The 22,482-nt window shown below is 65.9% G+C and carries 21 protein-coding genes; 14 read left to right on the top strand and 7 right to left on the bottom strand.

Annotation, left to right across the window (positions count from 1 at the left end; genetic code table 11):
* The first annotated feature begins 4 nt into the window (after positions 1-4).
* Positions 5-166: a hypothetical protein gene (locus ACR652_RS09495; protein ID WP_434506266.1), complete on the top strand. Its 162-nt coding sequence runs from the start codon at positions 5-7 to the stop codon at positions 164-166.
* A gap of 121 nt (positions 167-287) precedes the next feature.
* Here the strand turns inward: ACR652_RS09495 and ACR652_RS09490 are convergent, their stop codons facing one another.
* Both ACR652_RS09490 and ACR652_RS09485 read right to left on the bottom strand, forming a co-directional pair.
* Positions 288-1,367, bottom strand: a complete 1,080-nt coding sequence (locus ACR652_RS09490) for an alpha/beta hydrolase (protein WP_434506265.1) — start codon at positions 1,365-1,367, stop codon at positions 288-290.
* A 213-nt stretch (positions 1,368-1,580) separates the two neighbouring features.
* Positions 1,581-3,626, bottom strand: a complete 2,046-nt coding sequence (locus ACR652_RS09485; protein WP_434506264.1) for a multicopper oxidase domain-containing protein — start codon at positions 3,624-3,626, stop codon at positions 1,581-1,583.
* A 331-nt stretch (positions 3,627-3,957) separates the two neighbouring features.
* Here ACR652_RS09485 and ACR652_RS09480 point away from each other — a divergent pair, with 331 nt between their 5' ends.
* The 4 genes from ACR652_RS09480 to ACR652_RS09465 all read left to right on the top strand — a co-directional run bounded on the left by ACR652_RS09480 (position 3,958) and on the right by ACR652_RS09465 (position 6,007).
* Positions 3,958-4,785, top strand: coding sequence for an AAA family ATPase (locus ACR652_RS09480; RefSeq protein ID WP_434506263.1), 828 nt, complete (start codon positions 3,958-3,960; stop codon positions 4,783-4,785).
* Between the two features lie 77 nt (positions 4,786-4,862).
* Positions 4,863-5,117: a hypothetical protein gene (locus ACR652_RS09475; protein ID WP_434506262.1), complete on the top strand. Its 255-nt coding sequence runs from the start codon at positions 4,863-4,865 to the stop codon at positions 5,115-5,117.
* Positions 5,118-5,168: 51 nt separating this feature from the next.
* Entirely contained in the window at positions 5,169-5,405 is a 237-nt protein-coding gene (locus ACR652_RS09470; protein WP_434506261.1) for a hypothetical protein, read from the top strand.
* 347 nt (positions 5,406-5,752) lie between these two features.
* Positions 5,753-6,007 (top strand): hypothetical protein, encoded by a 255-nt coding sequence (locus ACR652_RS09465; RefSeq protein WP_434506260.1) that lies wholly within the window; start codon positions 5,753-5,755, stop codon positions 6,005-6,007.
* Positions 6,008-6,076: 69 nt separating this feature from the next.
* On the opposite strand, the gene mmsB is transcribed toward ACR652_RS09465, so the two are convergent.
* Complete coding sequence (gene mmsB, locus ACR652_RS09460) at positions 6,077-6,958, bottom strand: 3-hydroxyisobutyrate dehydrogenase (RefSeq protein WP_434506259.1); 882 nt, start codon at positions 6,956-6,958, stop codon at positions 6,077-6,079.
* A gap of 15 nt (positions 6,959-6,973) precedes the next feature.
* Positions 6,974-8,467 (bottom strand): CoA-acylating methylmalonate-semialdehyde dehydrogenase, encoded by a 1,494-nt coding sequence (locus tag ACR652_RS09455; RefSeq protein ID WP_434506258.1) that lies wholly within the window; start codon positions 8,465-8,467, stop codon positions 6,974-6,976.
* Positions 8,468-8,581: 114 nt separating this feature from the next.
* Here ACR652_RS09455 and phhA point away from each other — a divergent pair, with 114 nt between their 5' ends.
* Positions 8,582-9,460 (top strand): phenylalanine 4-monooxygenase, encoded by an 879-nt coding sequence (gene phhA / locus ACR652_RS09450; protein ID WP_434506257.1) that lies wholly within the window; start codon positions 8,582-8,584, stop codon positions 9,458-9,460.
* Here the strand turns inward: phhA and ACR652_RS09445 are convergent, their stop codons facing one another.
* Genes ACR652_RS09445 through hppD form a run of 3 tightly spaced genes read right to left on the bottom strand, consistent with a single transcriptional unit; the run spans position 9,461 to position 12,874 of the window.
* Complete coding sequence (locus ACR652_RS09445) at positions 9,461-10,468, bottom strand: fumarylacetoacetate hydrolase family protein (protein WP_434506256.1); 1,008 nt, start codon at positions 10,466-10,468, stop codon at positions 9,461-9,463.
* Positions 10,465-11,769, bottom strand: coding sequence for a homogentisate 1,2-dioxygenase (gene hmgA / locus ACR652_RS09440; protein ID WP_434506255.1), 1,305 nt, complete (start codon positions 11,767-11,769; stop codon positions 10,465-10,467). Before hmgA ends, ACR652_RS09445 begins: the two co-directional genes overlap by 4 nt.
* 1 nt (position 11,770) lies before the next feature.
* Positions 11,771-12,874 carry a 4-hydroxyphenylpyruvate dioxygenase gene (hppD, locus tag ACR652_RS09435; protein ID WP_434506254.1) on the bottom strand — a complete coding sequence of 368 codons (1,104 nt, stop codon included), beginning with the start codon at positions 12,872-12,874 and terminating at the stop codon, positions 11,771-11,773.
* Between the two features lie 105 nt (positions 12,875-12,979).
* Here hppD and maiA point away from each other — a divergent pair, with 105 nt between their 5' ends.
* The 8 genes from maiA to ACR652_RS09395 all read left to right on the top strand — a co-directional run bounded on the left by maiA (position 12,980) and on the right by ACR652_RS09395 (position 22,423).
* Positions 12,980-13,621 carry a maleylacetoacetate isomerase gene (maiA, locus tag ACR652_RS09430; RefSeq protein WP_434506253.1) on the top strand — a complete coding sequence of 214 codons (642 nt, stop codon included), beginning with the start codon at positions 12,980-12,982 and terminating at the stop codon, positions 13,619-13,621.
* Positions 13,622-13,683: 62 nt separating this feature from the next.
* Positions 13,684-14,853 (top strand): isovaleryl-CoA dehydrogenase, encoded by a 1,170-nt coding sequence (locus ACR652_RS09425; protein WP_434506252.1) that lies wholly within the window; start codon positions 13,684-13,686, stop codon positions 14,851-14,853.
* A 13-nt stretch (positions 14,854-14,866) separates the two neighbouring features.
* Entirely contained in the window at positions 14,867-16,471 is a 1,605-nt protein-coding gene (locus tag ACR652_RS09420; protein WP_434506251.1) for a carboxyl transferase domain-containing protein, read from the top strand.
* A gap of 7 nt (positions 16,472-16,478) precedes the next feature.
* Positions 16,479-17,282 (top strand): enoyl-CoA hydratase-related protein, encoded by an 804-nt coding sequence (locus ACR652_RS09415; protein ID WP_434506250.1) that lies wholly within the window; start codon positions 16,479-16,481, stop codon positions 17,280-17,282.
* The gene (locus ACR652_RS09410) at positions 17,272-19,254 is read left to right on the top strand and encodes an acetyl/propionyl/methylcrotonyl-CoA carboxylase subunit alpha (protein ID WP_434506249.1); all 1,983 of its coding nucleotides are present in this window, start codon (positions 17,272-17,274) and stop codon (positions 19,252-19,254) included. Before ACR652_RS09415 ends, ACR652_RS09410 begins: the two co-directional genes overlap by 11 nt.
* Entirely contained in the window at positions 19,251-20,192 is a 942-nt protein-coding gene (locus ACR652_RS09405; protein WP_434506248.1) for a hydroxymethylglutaryl-CoA lyase, read from the top strand. Before ACR652_RS09410 ends, ACR652_RS09405 begins: the two co-directional genes overlap by 4 nt.
* A gap of 9 nt (positions 20,193-20,201) precedes the next feature.
* A complete protein-coding gene (locus ACR652_RS09400) occupies positions 20,202-21,371 on the top strand; it encodes an acyl-CoA dehydrogenase family protein (protein ID WP_434506247.1) in 1,170 nt (389 codons plus the stop codon).
* The gene (locus ACR652_RS09395) at positions 21,368-22,423 is read left to right on the top strand and encodes a 3-hydroxyisobutyryl-CoA hydrolase (protein ID WP_434506246.1); all 1,056 of its coding nucleotides are present in this window, start codon (positions 21,368-21,370) and stop codon (positions 22,421-22,423) included. The genes ACR652_RS09400 and ACR652_RS09395 overlap by 4 nt, the downstream gene beginning before the upstream one ends.
* Positions 22,424-22,482: the final 59 nt, after the last annotated feature.

Below are 22,482 nucleotides of genomic sequence, written 5' to 3'. Positions count from 1 at the left end.
AGCCATGATATCAGCCAGAGAACATGTCACGATGGCGAGTGTCGGCGGAGTCGTCGGCGCGATTTTGGGCGCTGGACTGGGCGGAGCGCTGTTTGGTCTGCCGGGCGTCGTCGCAACCGCAGTTCTGGCGGGGATCGGCGGCGCAATCTTCGGATCGTTCATGTAAGCCTTGAACAACCTTCGCCACATGCACAAGACGGGGAGCGCCGCGCCCGAAGGGCAGGGCAGGGCGCTTCCCATGCGTTCGGGAGCCGATGGATCGAAGGTTCCCTCGGGAGCCGCGGCGCTCAGCGACTTTGGTCGGCTTCGCCGCTGTCTCCAGTTGTTGCCAGCTGGAGTCCAATCTGGCGCACGACGGCCGGAACCTCGGCGAATGTGTTGTGCCCCATGAAATCGGTGTTGAGCCTCGAAAGATCGCGGACCGAAACGCCAAGAGCCTCAAGCGCCTCCCGGTTTCGGGGATCGCTCGGGTCCATCGCTCCCAGTCGCGGGCGGTCTCCGGCGATGTGGGACGAGAGCTGGAGCGCCCTGTCGGTGCCCGACACGAAGATGGTCACATGCTCAGGACCCACTCGCTGGAGTTGCTGGCTGAACACATTCACATCGATGTCCGGCGCCGCCAGCATCACTTCGCCCAGCCGGCCGTCCAGGTCGGGCCGACCCGCGATCGCGACCGCTCGCAAACTTTCCATGGCGAGCCATGCGCCCATGGAATGCGCCAGGACATGGACCCGGCCGACGCCACGCGCGTTCGAGAGGTCCGTGATGACCTTCTCGAGCGCGTCACGCGCCACCGTGGCGCTTTCCTTGTCGGCCTCATAGGCGGCGAGGCCGCTGCGCGAGATCGAATCCCATGTGAAGAGTATGGCGACGCCGGCGAAGCCTGAATCAACGACGATCTGGGCCAGCCGGAAACGCGCTTCATTGAGACTGATGTCGTAGCCGTGAACATAGAGCAGGATGTCGCGCTCCGCGCCGGCGTCCGACGCCCGTTCGGCAATCTCGTCCAGAAAATCGGCTTGCGTCAGCCTGTGGTGCGAGGCGACGACGAAATCGCGGCCCGCGACGTTGTGGCCGAAAGGCCCGTGCTCGATTTCGCCAGCGCGATGGTTTGGCGGGACGCTGACGGAAACCGCCGAGAAGTGGGTATGGCTGGTCGCGCCAGCATCGTCTCGTCTGGTCGAGGCGACCAGGATCGGGACCTCGCCTTGAGCAGTCACATGCGAGAGGGCGAGGAAGGATGAGGGGTCGCCGCTCTGACCGCCCGACGAACAGCCGGCGAGAGTCAGGGCCAGATAGGCGGCGGCCAGTAACGCGCCGGTCGCCCTGATGGAAACAAATCCGACCCCGGCTTTTCCCAAAAACATGAGCGCAGGCCATAAATGAAACCAAGACACGCGTCGCCCGCGTGCGGAAAGCGATTATTCGGGGCGGGTGGTTAAGACGCGTTAAGGCGCGACGGCGCAATTGCAACGTAGATAACAAAGCCCTACCGCGCCGGCCTGTATGAGCCGCCAACGCCGCTTAAAAAAACGCGGCCGGCGAGCGCCGGCCGCGTCTGTGTCCGATTGTGGAAGCTGTCACCTTGGCGAGGGGACGACCTTGATGCGCGCCATCATGCCACCGTCCTCATGTTCAAGAATATGGCAGTGGTAGACGAACTCGCCGACCTGCGGGAAGGGAATGCTGACGAGAACCGGCTTCGAGTCGCATTCGCCATTATGCCACTGGTCCATGGTGCAGGCGCCGCCTTGCTGCTCGACGTCGATCTTCGGGGTAGCGACCGGAAGCGGCAGATTGTCCTGCATCACGGCGGCGCCTTTCGTGTCGGGCGACGAGGTGGTCGGCGTCAACTGATAGAACTTCGTCTGGTGGATGTGGAAATTGTGGTTTTCCGTCGCGAGATTCACCAGCTCCCACGTTTCATTCGCCGGCTTCTGGCCCTTGTCGAGAGGCAGGCAGACGAAGGGATTCGCCGGGTCGAACTGCGTCACGTCCTGAGAGGCGACGACATTGCCGAACTGATCGATCTGTTCATAGCCCATTCCGAAGCTGCTCGGATCGTTCTGATCAGCGATGCCAAAGAAGATGCGGCGTTTGTGGCCGGGCGGGAGCGCGGCGCAGCCTGTCGGGAGCGGCGCCCTGTCCGCATAAGGCACTTTCTTGCGGAAGATGCCCGTGGCCTTGAATCCCTTGAGCGCGTCGCCGGAGATTCTGAGGTTGCGGTCGACGTGTTGCGGGGCGCCGAACTGGGCGAAGGTCACGCTGGCCAGATTGACCGCCGGCCATGTGTCGCCGCTGCCCATCTGGAGTCCCTTCTGCTTGAGCACGAAGCCGCCGTTGCGCGTCGAAGCGACCCTGCCGGTGGCGTCGCGATAGGCGACCCAGATCTCGGCGCGCGCGCTGGGCATCATGGTCAGTTCGCTGACGCAGGCCGGCAGTGACAGGGCGTCGGGCGCGGCGCCGGGGCAGGGCCGGACCTTGAACCGCCCGCCGGCCAGTTTCACTACCGTGTCCGGCGGCGTGTCGACAGGCAGGCTGATGGTGACGCCGTCGACGGAGACCAGCTGCGTCAGCAGAGACTGTCCGCTGGCGCTCGCGATCTGAAGATTATACGTGACATTGCCCGAGGAGTTGGTGATGCGCCAGATTTCGCCTTCCGGAGAGGTGACGCGAATCTGGGGATAGGACTGGCCGTTGACGGTGAACCGCCAGGCGCCGCCGTCATAGTCGCCGACGCCCGCGCAGGAGCCCGCGCTCGCCGGCTGCGCCGGGTCGCAGAACGCCGGGTCCTGCTGGCTGAGCGCGACTCCATTGCCCTGAACCTGGATGTCCTTCAGGACGAGATGCCGGACATTGGCGTCGGAAAAGGCGGCGTTGTCCCTGTTGCCATGGGCGTAGTCGCTCGCCCTGCCGACGGTGATGATCCCCGACATGCCCATGGAGATCTGATTGAGCGAAATCCCGTGGATGTGGGGGTGAAAAAAGAAGCTTCCCAGCGGGTGATTCTGCGGAATGTCGATCTGGTAGTCGACATAGTCCCGCGCGATGACCGAGCCGTGCATGTCGAGCCTCATCCCCGTCGCGGGATCGCGCTTGCCTGCCGGAATTCCCCCATTCGCGGAGTTGAACACGGACAGGAAGACGTCGTCGCCAAAGCTCGGCTGGCTCGGCGTCGCCACCCGGGGCTCGACGATCAGGCCATGGGTGTGCAGGTTCGTCGGATTGACGCCGAGATAGGCGTGATGGCCGGTGGCGTGGGACGCGTCGAGAATTTTCGGAAGCGTGTTGACCAGGCGGATCTTCAGTTGATCGCCAGGCTGAACCGCCAGCCGCGCGCCGCCGTAGTCGGCGACCGTCGAGGCGTCATTGGGACAAGACCTCTGGTTGGCCCATTTGCGCCGGCAGATCGAATAGACCCAACCCGTCGCCGCATTGTCGAGCACGGGTCGGGCGTTGGCCACCATCACGAGGTCGAGGACATTGTTCTCGCTCGCGAAGACCTGCGGCTCGCGCAAGAGGTCCTGCTGGGCCCCCGCGACGCCCGGCGACACCGACGCCGACAGGAAGAGGGCGGCAAGAGAGGAGCGGTAATACTTACGATTGGAGAGCTTTTTCTGTCGCATCAGCCATTCCTCCGAGGATTGGAAGAGGAGCGGCAAGCTTTCATGCGCTTGGCCGTCGGGGATGACGGCTGTTAAAGCAGCAGGATCGACTTGAATAAAGCCAAGCTGATGTTAACTACTAAAAATTAAACTTAATACACCCGAGTTTTTTGCTTTATTTTTCTGGGAAAAATTCTTAACGCCCACGTCGCTGCCGGACAAGTTGGCGTCGCGTCTGTCGAATTGGCTTTATTGACCATTTCGGCTCGTTTATCCTCGCGCAACTCTCGTTTTTGCGTTTCCTTTCATCCCGCGCATTGCGCGTCACCGTCCAAGCGAGGCTTCCGGGCCCATGCATATCGTGGCCTTCGTGTCGAAGAAGGGCGGGGCGGGCAAAAGCACGCTGGCGAGCAATCTCGCCGTCGCGGCGCATCTTGCGGGCCAGCGCGTCTTCATTTGCGATCTCGACCCGCTTCAGTCGCTGGTGAAATGGTCGCGGGTGCGCCAGGCGATCGACATTCCGGTCGAGCACATACCGGGACAAAAGCTCACGCGGGCGCTCGCGGCCTTGCAGAAGAGCGGCGTCGGCCTCGTCGTCATCGACACGCCGGGGGCCGAATCGGCCTGCTGCCTCGAAGCGATCGACGCCGCCGATTTCTGCGTCATCCCGGCGCGGCCCAATGTGCTCGATCTCTGGGCGAGCGAGGAAACGCTTGCGCGGGTTCGTGCCGCCGGCAAGGCATACGCGTTCCTGCTCAACCAGTGCCCGCCAGCGCGGCAGGGCGCGCGCCTGGCGCGCGGCGCGGAAGGTTTGCAGGAGATGGGGGCGCTGCTGACCCCGATGGTCTCGGCCCGCGTCGATTATCAGGACGCCGTGCGGCTGGGGCTCGGCGTCACGGAGCTGCGGCCGGACGGCGCCGCCGCGCGGGAGATGACGCAGCTCTGGGCGGCGGTGCAATGCCGGCTGGACGAAATCGCCCGGGACAGGCTGGCCGCGCGCGCGCGCGCCAATCCGGTGCTCGCCTCCTACCGGGAATTTTTCGATCAGGCCGCCCGGGTGAGCGAATTCTACGCCGACCTGCTGAAGAAGATGCTGCCAGACGGCGCGCCGGAGGCGGAAGCCGCCGCCCCGCCCGCCAGCGGCGCGGCCGAGACGACGAGACGACGCAGCGGCGTGTGATCCGCCGTCCGGACCTTCCGCCGGGGCCCCGCGTTACGTCCCATCGGGCCAGCGGGCGCGCGCAGGGAGGACGTCCGATGATTGTCGCGGTTGAGACGCTCTTTTTGACGGCGCTGATGAGCGCCTTCGTCGGCGCTGTGGCGCTTTTCGCCCTCGCCAGCTCGCAGGCCAAGAGGTCGCCGCGGGCGCAAGGCGCGTTGGCGGCGCTGGTGGCCGCCGCAAGCGTGGCCGCCGTCGGGTCATTTTTTCTCTATGCCGTGAGCCCGCACGAGGCCGCCCGGCAGGAGGTCTATAGCGGAGTGGCGCCGCAGCCCGCCCCGCGCGGTCTTTAATTCCGGCGCCCGCGACCCAATATGCAACCGATCACGGAAGGCGCTTGCTTCATGACCGACAATACCGACGACGACGATATGGACGGCCTGTCCGATCCCTTCACCTACGAGGACCTCATCTCGCAGCGGGCGATGGCCTTCTACCACGTCGCGCGGCTGACGGACACGGTGCAGGACGAGGCGGTCAAAGACTTGTGCCTCACCATGTTGCGCAAGCTCAACGCCAGCATCAAGGCGCCCTCCACGGCCGAGTTGCGCAGCATCGAGGGGGGCGGCAAGAGCCGTTGACCCTCGCGCCGCTGTGGCTTCGCGGCCACAGCCGCGCGGCTTCGGACGGCGATCGCGAGCTGAACATAGTTTTGCCACAGCCCGCGCCTCTGATGAGTCGTGCTCTCCTTGGGCATTTCCTCCCTGAACTTGGGCCGCTGGAAACCAGCGGCTCCTTTTTTTGTGCGCTTGCGGGCCGGCGGACGCTCCGCCTGTGGAGAAGTGGTCAGAAACGCCGTTCTCCAACGCGTCTGGGCCGCTGACCGTCATCCCGGCGGTTTCTCAACCGGCGGCGATCGCTTATGATCACGGCAGCCTGCGCGCAAGTTCGTGGGAAATCGACGAAATTTTATCGAAGGGACGTGTGAATGCGCATGTTTATCCGCCTCTCGGCTCTCCTCGCGATGGTCCTGGCCGCGCCGGCTTTTGCCGAGGGCACGGCCGCCCAGCGCGAAGCCTGTGAGGATGACGCCTATCGATTCTGTCAGGCGCAGGTGCCGGACGCGATCGCCATCGAGAAATGCCTGCGCGCCAACGCCGGCGCGGTTTCGGGCTCCTGCCGCGCGGAACTCGGCATCGCCAGCGCCGCGTCCGACACCGGCGGCAAGAAGAAGAAGAGGTAAACGTCGCCGTCCGCCCTCCCCCTCCTGGGGGGGGCGGCGGGCGCGAAGCCTGGCCGGCGCCTCCGTCTGTCAGGCCTTTCCGCGCAGAATCTCGATCACGCCCGAGAAATCTTTTTCGGCCCCGCCCTGCGCCGCATAGAGCGCGTAGAGCTGCGCCGCCGCCGCGCAGAGCGGCGTCACCGCCCCGGCTTGCGCCGCCGCGGTCTCCGCCAGACGCAAATCCTTCAGCATCAGCACCGTGAGGAAGCCGGGCGCGTAATCGCGGTTGGCCGGCGAAGCCGGGACAGGCCCGGGAACCGGGCAGTAGCTCGTCAGCGACCAGGATTGGCCCGAGGAGACGGCCGCGGCCTCGTAGAGGGCCTCGGCGGACAGGCCGATGCGATCCGCGAGAGCGAACGCCTCGGCGGTTGCGATCATTGTCACGCCCAGCATCAGATTGTTGCACAGCTTCGCCGCCTGGCCGAGGCCGGGGCCGCCGCAATGCAGGATGCGCGCGCCCATCTTTTCGAGAATGGGCTTCGCGGTCCAGAACGTCTCCGCCTCCGCGCCGCACATGAATGTGAGACTGGCGGCCCGCGCCCCGGCGACGCCGCCCGACACCGGCGCGTCGATCGCCCTGGCCAGCGCCGCTTCCGCGATGCGATGCGCATGGCGCGCGCTTTCGACGTCGATCGTCGAACAGTCGATGAACAGCGCGCCCGTCGCCGCGCGCGGCAGCAGCCGGCGCCAGACGTCGAGCGTCTGCTCGCCGCTTTGCAGCATGGTGACGACGACCTCGGCCCCCGCGCCCGCCTCCTCCGCCGTCGCGGCGCAGGGCACGCCCAGCGCCGCCGCCCTTTCGCGCGCGCCGCCGGCGCGGTCGGACCCCGTCACCTTCTCGCCGGCGGCGACGAGATTCGCGGCCATCGGCGCGCCCATGGCGCCCAGACCGATGAAGGCGATGCGGGCCATGGCGTTCCTTTCGCGTCAGGACATGGTCGGGATGACGAAACTCGCGCCGTCCTTGATCCCGCTCGGCCAGCGCGACGTCACCGTCTTCGTCTTCGTGTAAAAGCGAAAGGCGTCGTCGCCATGCTGATTGAGATCGCCGAAGGCGGAGCGCTTCCAGCCGCCGAAAGTGTAATAGGCGAGCGGGGTCGGGATCGGCACGTTCACGCCCACCATGCCGACCTGGACGCGCGAGGCGAAATCGCGCGCGGCGTCGCCGTCGCGGGTGAAGATGGCGACGCCATTTCCATATTCATGCGCATTCACGAGACCGAGCGCGTCCTCGTAACTTTGCGGGCGCAGCACGCTCAGCACGGGGCCGAAGATTTCTTCCTTGTAGATGCGCATGTCGGGCGTCACCTCGTCGAAGAGGCAGCCGCCCATGAAGTAGCCGTCTTCGTATCCCTGCATCCTGAAATCGCGGCCGTCGACGAGCAGCCGCGCGCTTTCCTCGACCCCGAGCGCCACATAGCCTTTCACCCGCTCGAGATGCGCGCGTGAGACGAGCGGGCCAAAATCGGCGGACGGGTCCGTGGACAGGCCGATCTTCAGGCTTTCGACGCGCGGAACAAGCTGTTCGAGCAGCGCCCGCGCCGTGTCCTGGCCGACGGGCACGGCGACCGAGATCGCCATGCAGCGTTCGCCGCCCGAGCCATAGCCGGCCCCGATGAGCGCGTCGACGGCCTGGCCCATGTCGGCGTCCGGCATGACGACCATGTGATTCTTGGCGGCGCCGAAACATTGCGCGCGCTTTCCGTGAGCGCAGGCGCGCGCGTAAACATATTCCGCGATCTGGCTGGAGCCGACGAAGGCGACGGCCCGCACATCGTCATCGTCGAGCAGGGCGTCGACGGCCTCCCTGTCGCCATGGATCACATTGAACACGCCCGCCGGCAGGCCCGCCTCCATCATCAGCTCGGCGAGACGCAGCGGCGTTTGCGGATCCCGCTCCGACGGCTTGAGCACGAAGGCGTTGCCGCAGGCGATCGCGGGCGCCGCCATCCAGAGCGGAATCATCGCCGGGAAATTAAAGGGCGTAATCCCTGCCGTAACGCCAAGCGGCTGGCGCATGGAAGAGACGTCGATTCCCGGCCCCGCCGAATCCGTGAAGCCGCCCTTGAGCAGATAGGGCGCGCCGACACAGAACTCGACAACCTCGAGCCCGCGCTGAATGTCGCCGCGCGCGTCCGCGAGCGTCTTGCCATGCTCGCGCGCGAGCCCCTCAGCGAGCGCGTCCAGGTCGCGCGTCGCCAGCTCGAGAAACTTCATGAGAACGCGCGCGCGCCGTTGCGGATTGACCGCCGCCCATCCGGGTTGCGCCGCACGCGCATTTTCGACGGCGGCGCGGACGTCGGCGGCGCCGGCGAGCGGCGCGCGGCCGATCACGGCGCCCGTCATGGGTTCGTAAAGGTCGGTGAAACGGCCGGTTCCCCGGACTTTCCTGCCGCCGATGAAATGGGTCAGGTCAGACATGTCAGTGTCCACTTAGGGCGCGAGGCGGCGCTGCACAGGCAGGCCGTTCGCGTCGCGCCTTCAACCCGCGCCGAAGCGACATAAATAACAAAAGATGACCAAGCGAGGCCCGCCATGGCCGAAGCCTTAGCTGACAAGAACCGCTACGCTCATGCGCCCCGCAATGCGGACTGGACGATCGATCAGGACTGGGCGTCTTACACGCCTGAGGAGCACGACCGCTGGAACAGGCTCTTCGCGCGACAGGCCAGGGTTCTCCCCGGCCGCGCCTGCGACGCCTTTCTCGCCGCCAAGCAGAAGCTCGAATTGTCGCGCGCGGGCATTCCCGATTTCGCGGAACTGAGCGAGCGTCTGGCGCGCCTGACAGGCTGGCGCGTCGTGCCGGTCGCCGGCCTCATCCCCGACGACGCCTTTTTCGATCACCTCGCCAACCGCCGCTTCCCGGCGGGCGCCTTCATCCGTCCGGAGCGCGAACTCGATTATCTCTCGGAGCCGGACGTCTTTCACGATGTCTTCGGCCATGTGCCCCTGCTGGCGGACCCCGTCTATGCGGAATTTCTGGAAGCCTATGGCAAGGGCGGCCAGCGCGCCCTGCGACGCGGCCAGTTGCACAATCTCGCGCGGCTCTACTGGTATACGGTGGAGTTCGGCCTGCTCGCGACGCCCGCCGGCTTGCGCATCTTTGGCGCGGGCATTCTGTCGTCGCCGGGCGAGAGCGTGTTTTCGCTGGAGGATTCCTCACCCAACCGCATCGCCTTCGATCTGGAACGGATCATGCGCACGAAATACATCATCAGCGACTATCAGCAGACCTATTTCGTGGTCGAAAGCTTCGAGCAATTGCTCGCGGAGTGCTATCAGGATTTCGGCGCCCTGTATGACGACCTGCGCGCGCAGCCCGACATCGAGGCGCATGCGCTGTGCGCGGGCGATCGCGTTCTCACGCAGGGCGATCAGCATTATTTCCGCGCCAGGGGCATGGCCGCCGAATAGTCACAAGGCTTTCACGGTCTGCTCGATGGCGCCGAAGATTGGATGGCGGTCCTTGTCCAGCATTTCGATGCGCACCGTGTCGCCCGCCTTGAGAAAGGGCGTGCGCGCCTCGCCCGTGAGCAGCTTCTCGACGGTGCGCTGCTCGGCGATGCAACTGTAGCCGAGGCCGCCTTGCGCGACCGGCAAGCCCGGTCCGCCGTCCGGCCCGCGATTTGAAACCGTGCCCGAGCCGATGATGGTTCCCGCCGAGAGCGGCCGTGTGCGCGCCGCATGGGCGATGAGCTGGCCGAAGTCGAATGTCATGTCGACGCCGGCCTCGGGATGGCCGAGCGGCGCGCCATTCACCATGACGTGAAGCGGCAGCAGAACTTTCCCGCCGTCCCATGCGGCGCCGAGCTCGTCCGGCGTGACCGCGACAGGCGAGAAGGCGGACGACGGCTTCGATTGGAAAAAGCCGAAGCCCTTCGCGAGTTCGCCTGCAACGCGGTCGCGCAGCGTGACGTCATTGGCGAGCATGACGAGCTTGATGTGCTGACGCGCCTCTTGCGGCGTCACGCCCATCGGCACGTCGTCGGTGACGACCGCAACTTCCGCTTCGAGATCGAGCCCGTCCGGCTGATCGTGAAGCGGAATCGGATCGCGCGGGCCCAGAAAACAGTCCGAGCCGCCCTGATAGATCAGCGGATCGGTGAAGAAGGCGGGCGGCATGTCGGCGCCGCGCGCCTTGCGCACGAGCGCCACGTGATTGACGTAAGCCGAGCCATCGGCCCATTGATAGGCGCGCGGCAGAGGCGAGGCGCAGTCTCTTTCGCGAAAGCGAAATGTCATGGCGCTCTCGGCCTCCACCCGCTCGGCGAGCGCCTCGAGTTGGCGCGCCGTCTCCGCCCAGCGGTCCAGCGCCGCCTGCAATGTCGGCGCAATATCGTCGGCGACGGCGGCGCGGGTCAGATCGCGCGACACGACCACGAGCCGGCCGTCGCGGCCGCCCTTCAGCGAAGCGAGTTTCATGATGCGCCTCCGGGCGTTCCGTTGAAGCGTTTCGGCAAAGCCGACCAGCAGTCGTCATAATCGGATTGAAGCGTGTCCAGCGTGAGCGCATAGTCTGTCGGGTGCTGCGGCAGGCGCGTCTCGAACATGAAGGCGAGCGTCTTTTCCAGCTTCACCGGCGAGGAGGGCGCCCTGGTGGCCGCCGCGACAGACTCCGCGTCCGGCCCGTGCGGCAGCATGGCGTTGTGGAGCGACGCGCCGCCGGGTTCGAAGCCTTCCCCCTTGGCGTCATAGGCGCCGAAGATCAGCCCCATGAATTCGCTCATCACATTGAGATGGAACCACGGCGGGCGGAATGTGTCCTCGGCCACCTGCCAGCGCTCGGGGAAGATGACGAAGTCCACATCGCCGACGCCGGGCTGCGTCGAGGGCGAGGTGAGCACACAGAAGATCGACGGGTCCGGGTGATCGAACAGCAGCGCGCCGACCGGCGAAAAGCGGCGCAGGTCATACTTGTACGGCGCGTAATTTCCGTGCCAGGCGACCACGTCGAGGGGCGAATGGTCCAGTTCGGCGGCGTAGAAGGCGCCGCCGGATTTGACCGTCATGCGGCAGGGGCGATCGTTGTCCTCGAAGGCCGCCACGGGCGTGAGGAAGTCTCTCGCATTCGCAAGCCCGTTGGCGCCGATGACGCCGCGGCCGGGCAAGGTGAACAGCGCGCCGTAGTTCTCGCACAGATAGCCGCGCGCGGGACCATCGGGCAAAGTCACGCGAAACTTCACGCCGCGCGGCAAAACCGCGATCTCGCCGGGCGCGGCCTCGATTATTCCCATCTCCGTCTCGAAGCGCAGGGCGCCCGTTTGCGGAAGAAAGAGAAGTTCGCCGTCCGCGTCATAGAAAACCTCTTCCTCCATGGAGCGGGTAATGAGATAGATCGCGGCGGACATACCGACGCGCGCATCGGCGTCGCCGCAGGTGGTCATGGTTCTCACGCCCTCGACGAATGTCTGCGCCTGGTTTGGGAGCGGAATGGCGCCCCATCGCAACTGGGCGAGGGGCGGTTCCGCGGCGCGGGCGGGAGCGGTTTTCCAAAGCGACGGCGCGGCCGCGCGGAAGCGGCGCGCGTGCAGGACGGAGGGGCGGATCCGATACAGCCAGGAGCGCCGGTTGGCGCCCGGCGGCGCCGTGAAGGGCGCGCCCGACAATTGCTCGGCGTAAAGCCCATAGGGGCAGAGCTGCGGCGAGTTGCGCCCGCGCGGCAGAGCGCCCGGCAAGGCTTCGGTTTCGAATTCATTGCCGAAGCCGCTCATGTAATCTGTCATGTCAATCGTCCGGCTTCAGAACGCCGCGTCTCAGCTGATCTTCCTCGATCGACTCGAACAGCGCGCGGAAATTGCCCTCGCCAAAGCCTTCGTCGCCCTTCCTCTCGATGAACTCGAAGAAGATCGGCCCGACGACGGTCTTGGAAAATATCTGCAAAAGCAGGCGCGGCCGCGCCCCGCCATCGGTCCCGCCATCGATCAGAAGGCCGAGCTCCTTCAGCCGTTCGATCGGTTCGCCATTGCCGGGAAGACGCGCTTCGATCGCTTCGTAATAGGCGTCCGGCGGCGCTGGCATGAAGTCCAGTCCGCGCGCGCGCAGGCGCCCGACCGTCTCGTAGATGTCCCGGCAGGCGCAGGCGATGTGCTGCACGCCCTCGCCATTGTAGGCTTCGAGAAACTCCTCGATCTGGCTCGTCGCGTCGGCGCTTTCGTTGATCGGAATGCGAATCTTGTCGCAGGGGCTCGTCATGGCGCGCGAATAGAGGCCCGTGAACCGGCCCTCGATGTCGAAATAGCGAATCTGGCGGAAATTGAAGAGCCGCGCATACCAGTCCGCGAGCGCGTCCATGCGTCCGCGGCGCACGTTATGCGTCAGATGGTCGATGATGGTCAGGCCGACGCCCTCCGGCTTCGGGTCGCGCACGCCGGTCCAGCGGAAGTCGACGTCCCAGATCGAGCCGGTGTCGCCGTAGCGGTCGACGAGATAGATCAGCGCCCCGCCCACGCCTTCGATCGCCGGGATGTTCAGCTCCATCGGACCCGTGCGGGAGGGAACAAGGGTGGCGCCGAACTCTTCGGCCCGCCGGAAGGCGACGCCCGCGTCCCTCACCCTGAAGCCGAGCGCGCAGACCGAGGGGCCGTGCGCCTGCGCGAACTGCGCGGCGAAACTGTCGGGCTCGGCGTTGAGGACATAGTTGATGTCGCCCTGGCGATAGAGCGTCACGTCCTTCGATCGGTGCCGCGCGACGGGCTCGAAGCCCATCGTCTCGAAAAGAGCGGCAAGCCGGGCGGGCTCGGGATGGGCGAATTCGACAAATTCGAAGCCGTCCGTCCCCATCGGATTGTCGACGGGACGGAGCGCAGGGTCGGACACGATCGTCGTCATGACTGGCCTGTCTTGCGGACACCGGAGCGTATTGAAAAGATATTGCGCCCGTCGCCCCGGAACAGCCCTATCTGAATCTTTGGCGCGAACCCTGGAGGGCCGCACATGCTGCTTTATGATTATTTCCGGTCTTCAGCCGCCTTCCGCGTCCGCATCGCGCTCGCGCTCAAGGGACTTGAGGTCGAACGGCGCTTCGTCCATCTCCTGCGCAACGGGGGCGAGCAGAAGCAGCGCGATTATCTCGCCAAAAACCCGCAGGGGCTGGTGCCGGCGCTTCAACTCGATGGCGGCGTCGTGCTGACGCAGTCGCTTGCCATCATCGACTATCTGGAGACGATCAGGCCGGAGCCGCGCCTCATCCCGGCCGACCCCGTCCTCGCGGCGCAGGCTCGCGCGGCGGCGCTCGTCATCGCCTGCGACGTACATCCGCTCGGCAATCTGCGCGTCGGCGCCTATCTTGAAAAAAAGCTCGGCCAGAGCGAAGGCGACGTGCTGGTGTGGCGGCGGCACTGGATGCGGCTCGGCTTCGAAGCGCTTGAAAAGCTGATCCGTCCGGCGCCTTTCTGCTTTGGGCGCGAGCCGACGATCGCGGATGTCTGTCTCGCGCCGCAGGTCTTCAACGCCGAACGTTTCGGCGTTGATCTCGCGCCTTTCGCCAACATCCGCGCCGCCGCCGCCGCCTGCGCCGATCATCCGGCCTTCCGCGCCGCGCATCCTTCGGCTCAGCCGGACGCGGCAGGATCTTGAAACGCTCAGGCGCTGCCAAATATAGCCCTCATGCCGCCGTCTGACCAAGGAGCGAGGGCGCGATGCGCCACTTCACGCCCGACATGGAGTTTGATCTCGGAGACACCGCAGCGCTGATGCGGCGGCAGGTTGAGAGTTTCGCGATGCGTGAAATCGCGCCGCGCGCATCGCAGATCGACGGCGACAATGCCTTTCCCGGCGATCTCTGGCGCAAACTCGGAGCCCTCGGCGTGCTCGGCGTCACGGTTCCGGAGGAGTACGGCGGCGCTGGGCTCGGATATCTGGACCATGTGATCGTCATGGAGGAGATCAGCCGCGCCTCGGCGTCCGTCGGTCTCTCCTACGGGGCGCATTCCAATCTTTGCGTCAACCAGCTCCATCGCAACGGCGCTGCCGACCAGAAGCGTCGCTACCTGCCCGACCTCGTCTCGGGCGCGCGCGTCGGCGCGCTGGCCATGTCGGAGCCCGGCGCGGGATCGGACGTCGCCAGCATGCAGCTTCACGCCGAGAGACATGGCGACGCCTATCGTCTCAACGGCGCGAAAATGTGGGTGACGAACGGCCCCGACGCCGACGTCTTCATCGTCTACGCAAAAACCCAGCCGGAAGCTGGCGCCCATGGCATCACCGCCTTCATCGTCGAACGCGCCTTCGAGGGGTTCCGCTCAGGGCCGAAGCTGGACAAACTCGGCATGCGCGGCTCCAACACGAGCGAATTGATCTTCGAGGATTGCGTCGTTCCGGCCGAGAATGTTCTGGGACGCCCCGAGGAAGGCGTGGCGGTGCTGATGAGCGGCCTCGATTACGAGCGCGCGGTTCTGGCGGGCGGCCCCATCGGCATCATGCGCGCCTGCATGGACGTCGTGCTTCCCTATGTCCACGACCGCAAGCAATTCGGCCGCCCGATCGGCGAATTCGAACTCATGCAGGGCAAGCTCGCGGACATGTATACGGCGCTCAGCGCCACGCGCGCGCTTGTTTACGCCGTGGCGAAGGCCTGCGATCTCGGACGCGTGACGCGCAAGGACGCGGCGTCCGCCATCCTCTTCGCCGCCGAGCGGGCGACATGGATGGCCCTCGAGGCGATCCAGTGCCTCGGCGGCAATGGATACACCAATGATTATCCGACAGGGCGACTCCTGCGCGACGCCAAGCTCTACGAGATCGGCGCCGGCACGAGCGAGATTCGCCGCATGCTGATTGGCCGTGAACTGTTTCTGGAGACACGTTAGCGGGCAGGCGCCAATGGCGATCATCGAGAGCAGCATCGACCCCCGCGCCAGCGCCTTTGCGCAGAACCGGGACTCCATGACGACGCTCCTGGACGAACTGCGCGCGGCGTCCGGGAAAATTCGGGAGGGCGGCGGCGCCGAGGCGCGGGCGCGTCATCTGGCTCGCGGAAAGATGCTGGCGCGAGACCGCATCGAGGCGCTGATCGATCCGCAGTCGCCATTTCTCGAAGTCGGCCATTTCGCCGCTCACGACATGTATGACGGCAAGCTCCCCTGCGCCGGAGTCGTCGCTGGCGTGGGGCGCGTCCATGGCCGCGACGTGATGATCGTCGCCAATGACGCAACGGTGAAGGGTGGCGCCTATTTTCCGATGACGGTCAAGAAGCATCTGCGCGCGCAGGAGATCGCGATGCAGAACCGTCTGCCCTGCGTCTATCTCGTCGACTCCGGCGGCGCCAATCTTCCGACGCAGGACGAGGTGTTCCCCGACCGCGACCATTTCGGCCGCATCTTTTACAATCAGGCGCGCATGTCGGCGGATGGCCTTGGGCAGATCGCGGTGGTCATGGGCTCCTGCACGGCGGGCGGCGCCTATGTGCCGGCGATGTGCGATGAGACCATCATCGTGCGCGGGCAGGGGACCATCTTTCTCGCCGGTCCGCCATTGGTCGAGGCGGCGACGGGCGAACGCGTCTCCGCCGAGGAGCTGGGCGGGGCGGAGGTGCATTGCACGCAGTCGGGCGTGGCGGACCATATGGCGGAAAGCGACGCGCACGCTCTCGCGCTGGCGCGCGGAGCCATCGGGCGTCTGCCGCCCAATCGCCATGGCGGCGCCAATCAACAACCGGCCGAGCCGCTTTACGCGGCGGAGGAGCTTTACGGGATCATCCCTTCCGATCTTCGCAAGCAGTTCGACGTGCGGGACGTCATCGCGCGCATCGTCGACGGCAGCGTCTTCGATGAATTCAAGTCTCTCTATGGCCGCACCATCGTCTCAGGCTTCGCGCGCATATGGGGCTTCGAGGTCGGGATCATCGCCAATAACGGCGTGATCTTTCCTGAAAGCGCGGTGAAGGCGGCGCATTTCATCGAGCTTTGCGCCCAGCGCGGAACGCCGCTTGTCTTCTTGCAGAACACCACCGGCTTCATGGTGGGAAAGAAGTATGAAGCGCAGGGCGTCGCCAAGGAGGGCGCGAAGATGGTGACGGCCGTCGCAACGGCGGCGGTTCCCAAATTCACCGTCGTCATCGGCGGCAGTTTCGGCGCGGGCAATTACGCCATGTGCGGACGCGCCTATTCTCCGCGCTTTCTCTGGATGTGGCCGAATGCGCGCATCAGCGTGATGGGCGGCGAACAGGCGGCGACGGTCTTGACGCGCGTGCGAAAGACCGCGCTGGAGGCGCGCGGCGATTGCTGGCCGGCTGGCGAGGAGCAGGCTTTCATGGCCGGCATTCGCGCGCAATATGAACGGCAGGGCGCCGCGCTCTATTCGAGCGCGCGCCTGTGGGACGACGGCGTCATCGACCCGGCGCAGACGCGACGGGCGCTCGCGCTCGCGCTCGCGGCCAGCATGAACGCCCCCGCGGAACGCACGCGCTTCGGGCTCTTTCGCATGTGAGGAGATCATGGAGCTGATGGAGTCCATGGATGAGAGCGGCGTGGTGACGCTGACGCTCAATCGTCCGCACCGCCGCAACGCCTTCGACGCCGCTCTGGTGGCGTCGCTGACCGAAACGCTGCGCCGCCTCGACAGCGATTCCGACGCGCGTCTGATCATCCTCAGCGGGGCCGGCGAGAATTTCTGCGCTGGCGGCGACATCGAATGGATGCGCCTCGCAGCGTCGGCGCCGCCAGAGGAAAATGCAAGGGACGCGGCCGCGCTCGCGGCGCTGTTCGAGGCGCTCGACAAAGTGTCCAAGCCGACGATCGCGCTTGTTCAAGGCGCGGCCTTCGGCGGCGGCGTCGGACTCGTCGCCTGCTGCGACATCGCCATCGCCGCGAGAAGCGCGAAATTCTGCCTCAGCGAGGTTCGCCTCGGGCTCATTCCGGCGGTGGTCGGACCTTATGTCGTCAAGGCGATCGGCGCGCGCCGCGCGCGCGCCCTGTTTCTGTCCGCCGAAATCATCGGGGCGGATTGCGCCTTTCATATCGGACTTGTGCATGAGGTCGCGTCTGATGGCGGATTGAGCGCCGTGCGCGACCGGCTGATCGAAGCGCTTCTCCTCGGCGCGCCCGGCGCGCAGGCGCAGGCGAAGCGGCTTGTCGCCGCTTGCGCGGATCGCCCGATCGACGCGTCCCTCGTGCGGGAAACGTCTCGCCTGCTTGCCGAGCGGCGCGCATCGGCCGAGGGCGTCGCGGGACTCGATGGCTTCCTGAACAAGCGGCCGCCAGATTGGCGCGCGCTGGGGAAACGCGCGCATGTTCCGTAAAGCGCTGATCGCCAATCGCGGGGAGATCGCCTGCCGCGTCATGCGCGCGGCGCGTCAGTTGGGACTCGCGACGGTCGCCGTCTACTCAGACGCGGATCGTGACGCGCTGCATGTGCGCCGCGCGGATGAGGCCTGGCCGATCGGTCCCGCGCCGGCGAAAGACAGCTACCTGTCAATCGAGAAAATTCTCGACGTCGCGCGACGCAGCGAAGCGGAAGCCGTGCATCCGGGATACGGCTTTCTTTCCGAATGCGCTGATTTTTCGGAACGCTGCCAGCAGGCGGGCCTTGCCTTCGTGGGCCCCTCCGCGGCGGCGATGCGCGCGGTCGGCGGCAAGGCGGAAGCCAAGAAGCTCATGGCGCGGATTGGCGTTCCGACGCTTCCCGGCTTTCATGGCGAAAAGCAGGACGCCCAGACGTTTCTCGAAGCGGCGGAAAGCATCGGCTTTCCTGTCGTCATCAAGGCTTCGGCGGGCGGCGGCGGGCGGGGGATGCGCGTCGTCGCGTCGGCGCAGGACCTCGCGCCCGCGATGGCGAGCGCCCGCCGCGAAGCGCTGCTCGCCTTTGGCGACGACCGGCTGCTGATCGAAAAATACCTCGATCGACCGAGGCATCTCGAAGTGCAGATTCTCGCCGACGCCTTTGGCGATGTCGCCACCTTTGTCGAGCGCGACTGTTCGCTCCAGCGTCACCACCAGAAACTCATCGAGGAAACACCCGCCCCCGGCGTCTCTCAAAAGCTGCGCCGCAGCCTGTGCGACGCCGCGACGGAAATCGCCCGCGCGGCGGGTTATGCGGGAGCGGGAACAGTCGAGTTTCTCGTGAAGGACGAGGCCTTCTTCTTTCTGGAGGTCAATGCGCGGCTGCAGGTCGAGCATCCGGTCACGGAGATGGTGTCCGGAGTGGATCTTGTGGAGTGGCAATTTCGCATCGCCGCCGGCGAACGCCTCCCCGCCATGCAGGATCGCATCGGCGCCAGGGGCTGCGCCATCGAGGCGCGCATCTGCGCGGAAGATCCCGACGAGGACTTTCGGCCATCATCCGGCGTGATCGCGCATCTGGCGTTCCCCTGTGCGAGCGATAAAGTTCGCGTCGAAACCGGCGTGCAGACGGGCGACGCCGTGCCGCCGTTCTATGATTCCCTGCTTGCGAAACTCATCGTTCACGGCGAGACTCGCGAAGAGGCCGTGCGTCAGTTGCAGCGTCGGCTCGAGGAGGTCGAGCTCGTCGGCGTCGCCAACAACATCTCCTTCCTGCAAGGCCTGATCGCCTCCAGCGCCTTTCAGGCGGGCGGCGCGGACACGGGCCTGCTGGGCCGGATTGCCCATGCGCCAGGCGAAGGCGGGCTCGGCGATGAATGGCTTCTCGCCGCGGCCGTCGCGGCCTGGCGATGCAAAGGCGTCCATGCGACGCGCATGGCCGGCGTGGATCCCTGGTCGCCATGGGCTGCGGCGGATTCCTGGCGACTCTATGGCGCGTCTCGAACGGAGGTCAGTTTCCGGCGCGGCGGCGCCGTCCTCGCCTGTCGATTCCATGCGGTCGATGACAGACATTTCTCGATGCAGGCCCTGGGCCGCGACTGGTTCGTCTTCGCCGTTATGGAGGGCGATCGCCTCGCGCTTAGTCTCGACGGCCTGCGTCGCGAACTGACGATCGTGGTGAGAGGGAATGAATATGTCGTCGTCGACAGGGGCCGCAATGTCCGGCTCGAGTGGATGGATCCGCTCGAACCGCCGAGGCGCGACTCCGACAGGGCGAAGTCCTTCCTTGCGCCGCTTCCCGCGCGCGTCACGCGCATCTTCGTCAGCAAGGGAGACCACGTCGCCAGAGGGGCGCCGATTCTCGTGCTGGAAGCGATGAAGATGGAAATTCCAATGAATTCGCCGCAGACCGGCGTGATCGAGGCCGTGCTCTGCGCTGAGGGCCAATCCGTGCAGGAAGGCGAGCAACTTGTCGCGATGGCGCCGCCATGATGCTCCCGCGATCCATCCGGCTCGTCGAAGTCGGGCCGAGAGACGGGCTTCAGGGCGAGCCGACCGTCACGCCCGTGGAGGTTCGCGCGCAGCTCGTGGCGCGTCTCGCGGCAGCTGGCCTCAGGCATATCGAAGCCGGAAGCTTCGTTCCGGAGAAGCTCGTTCCGCAAATGGCCGGAACGGGCGATCTCATCCGGCAGCTGCGCCCGCTCGCGGGCGTGCGTCTATCGGCGCTTGCGCCAAATCTGCGCGGGGCGCGGGAGGCCCTCGCCGCCGGCGCCGGAGAGATTGCGGTTCTGACGGCGGCGTCGGAGAGTTTCTCGCGTCGCAACCTCAATTGCGACATTCGTGAAAGCCTTGATCGCGCGGCGGCGATCGCTGCTGCTGCGCGGGCCGAGGCTGTCCCGGTGCGCGGCTATATCTCCTGCGTGCTCGGTTGCCCTTATGAAGGCCGGGTGGACGTCGAGCGTGTCGCCGACATCGCGCAGGAGCTTCACGGACTCGGATGCCAGGAAATCTCGCTCGGCGACACGATCGGCGTGGGCGCGCCCTTCGCCGCGCGCAGGCTCGTCGAACGCGTGGCGCGGGCCGCGCCGATCGAGAGCCTCGCGGGCCATTTTCATGACACCTACGGTCAGGCGCTCGCCAATATTTTTGCCTGTCTCGAAGTTGGTCTTGCGGTCTTCGACAGTGCGGTCGCCGGGCTCGGCGGCTGTCCCTTCGCGCCGGGCGCGACAGGCAATGTCGCGACGGAAGATGTCGTCTACATGCTCCAGGGCTCGGGCGTCGATACGGGGGTCGATCTCGAACGTCTGCTGGACGCAGGCGCGTTCATCTGCGCATGTCTCGGTCATCCGCCCCAAGGCAGGGTCGCGCGCGCTGACGCCGCAAAGCGTGCGAGAGCGATGGACGCACATCCCTCGGGCGGCGGAAGGTGAGAAAACGCCATGCCGGTCTGGTCGCAGGCAGGGTTGACGGACGAGCAGATCGCCATCGAGGAGATGGCCGCGGCGTTCGCGCGCGCGGAACTGGCCCCGCTCGCTCCCGTGTGGGACAGGGACAAGATTTTCCCGGTGGAGACGCTTCGCGCCGCCGCGGCGCTTGGAATGGCGGCGATCTATGTGCGGGAGGAGATGGGCGGCGCGGGACTGTCGCGCGTCGACGCCGCGTTGATCTTCGAGGCGCTCGCAACAGGCTGTCCGGCGATCGCCGCATATCTCTCCATTCACAACATGTGCGGATGGATGATCGACGCCTACGGCTCGGCGGAGCAACAGCGGCGGTGGTTGCGGGGTCTCGGCGCCATGGAGACGCTGACGAGCTATTGTCTCACCGAGCCCGGGTGCGGATCGGACGCGGCGGCCCTGCGCACGAAGGCCGTCCGACGCGGCGACGCGTACTCTCTCAGCGGAGAGAAGCAATTCATCTCCGGCGCGGGCGCCGGGGGCGACGCGCATCTCTACATCGTCATGGCGCGCACCGGCGAGCCGGGACCGCGCGGCATATCGGCCTTTCTGGTGGAGGGCGCCGCTCCGGGACTGACTCTCGGCGCCAATGAGCGCAAGATGGGCTGGAATGCGCAGCCGACGCGCAGCGTCACATTCGACGATTGCCGCGTGCCCGCCGCCAATCTCCTCGGACGCGAGGGCGATGGATTCAAGATCGCAATGGCCGCGCTCGACGGCGGCCGGCTCAATATCGGCGCCTGTTCTCTCGGCGGCGGGCGCCGCGCTCTCGAGGCTGCGCTCGATTACACACGCCAGCGCCAGGCGTTTGGCCGTCCTCTGCTCGAATTTCAGGCCTTGCAGTTTCGGCTTGCCGACATGGCGACGGAGCTGGAGGCGGCGCGCGCACTTCTGTGGCGCGCGGCGGCGGCGCTCGATTCGCGCCACGCAGACGCAACGCGCCTTTGCGCCATGGCGAAGCGCATCGCGACCGACACGGGGTTTTCTGTTGTCGATGACGCCCTGCAATTGTTCGGCGGCTATGGCTATCTCGCCGATTACGGCGTCGAAAAGCTGCTGCGTGATCTGCGCGTGCATCGCATTCTCGAAGGCACGAATGAAATCATGCGGCTGATCGTCGCCCGCGATCTTCTGGAGGAGCGAAACGCATGACGGAACAGGCGGAGCTTCTCATGTCGCGCAGCCGGAGGTTGGGGCGCATCCGGCTCAATCGTCCGAAGGCGCTGAACAGTCTCACGCTCTCCATGGTGCGCCTGTTCACGGAGGCTTTGAAAACCTTCGCGCGCGATGATGAGGTCGCCGCCGTTCTGGTGACGGGAGAAGGAGACCGTGGGCTCTGCGCCGGCGGCGACATTCGGGCGCTGTATGACTTGCGGGACGGCGACAAGACCTATTACAGGGATTTCTGGCGAGAGGAATATGAACTCAACGCCCTCATTGCGTCCTATGCGAAACCCTATGTCGTGGTGATGGACGGGCTTGTGATGGGCGGCGGCGTCGGCGTCTCCGCGCATGGCTCCTGCCGCATCGTGACGGAGCGCACGCGGCTGGCGATGCCGGAGACGGGGATCGGCTTCATTCCGGACGTCGGCGGCACATGGCTTCTGTCTCGCGCGGGGGGCGCGGGCGTTTATATGGCGCTCTCCGGCGCCACCGTGTCGGGCGCGGACGCTCTCGCGGCAGGGCTTGCCGATTGGTCGATCGACTCTGGAAAGATTGCTGAGCTGAGCGCGAGGCTTCATGAAATCGCCTGCGCCGAGGATGTCCGCGCAGTTCTCGCTGAGTTCAATCATCCGCTCGAGCCCGGCGAGCTGTCCCAAAACCGGGCCGTGCTGGACAATTTGACGGCCGAAGAGAGCGTCGAGGAGGTTCTGACCCGCCTCGCTGAAGCAGACTCCGCTTTCGCGCGCAGGGCGGCGGCCGAGATCAGCAAGAAGTCTCCAACGAGTCTGAAGGTCACGCAAGCGCTGCTGCGACGCGCGACGAACGCCGCGACTCTGCGGGAGTGTCTCATCAGGGAATTTCGCGCCGCGTGCCGTCTGCTGGAACGCCACGACCTCTACGAAGGCATTCGCGCTGCGATCATCGACAAGGACAAAGCGCCGAAATGGCGCCCGGCGACTCTTCAAGAGGTTTCGCTGGACTCTGTAAATGACATTCTTCGCGGCGTCGGCAGCACAGAGCCCTTTTCGGAGGCCGTGTAGGGCCGGGCTTTACGCCCCGATCGCAAGCGCCAGTTAGCAAAAGAGCGCCTGCGCATGTC

The sequence above is a fragment of the Methylocystis sp. genome, assembly GCF_051061225.1.
GTDB lineage: Bacteria > Pseudomonadota > Alphaproteobacteria > Rhizobiales > Beijerinckiaceae > Methylocystis.
The sequence above is the reverse complement of the archived record's forward strand: the minus strand, read 5'-3'. Positions and strand labels throughout refer to the sequence as shown.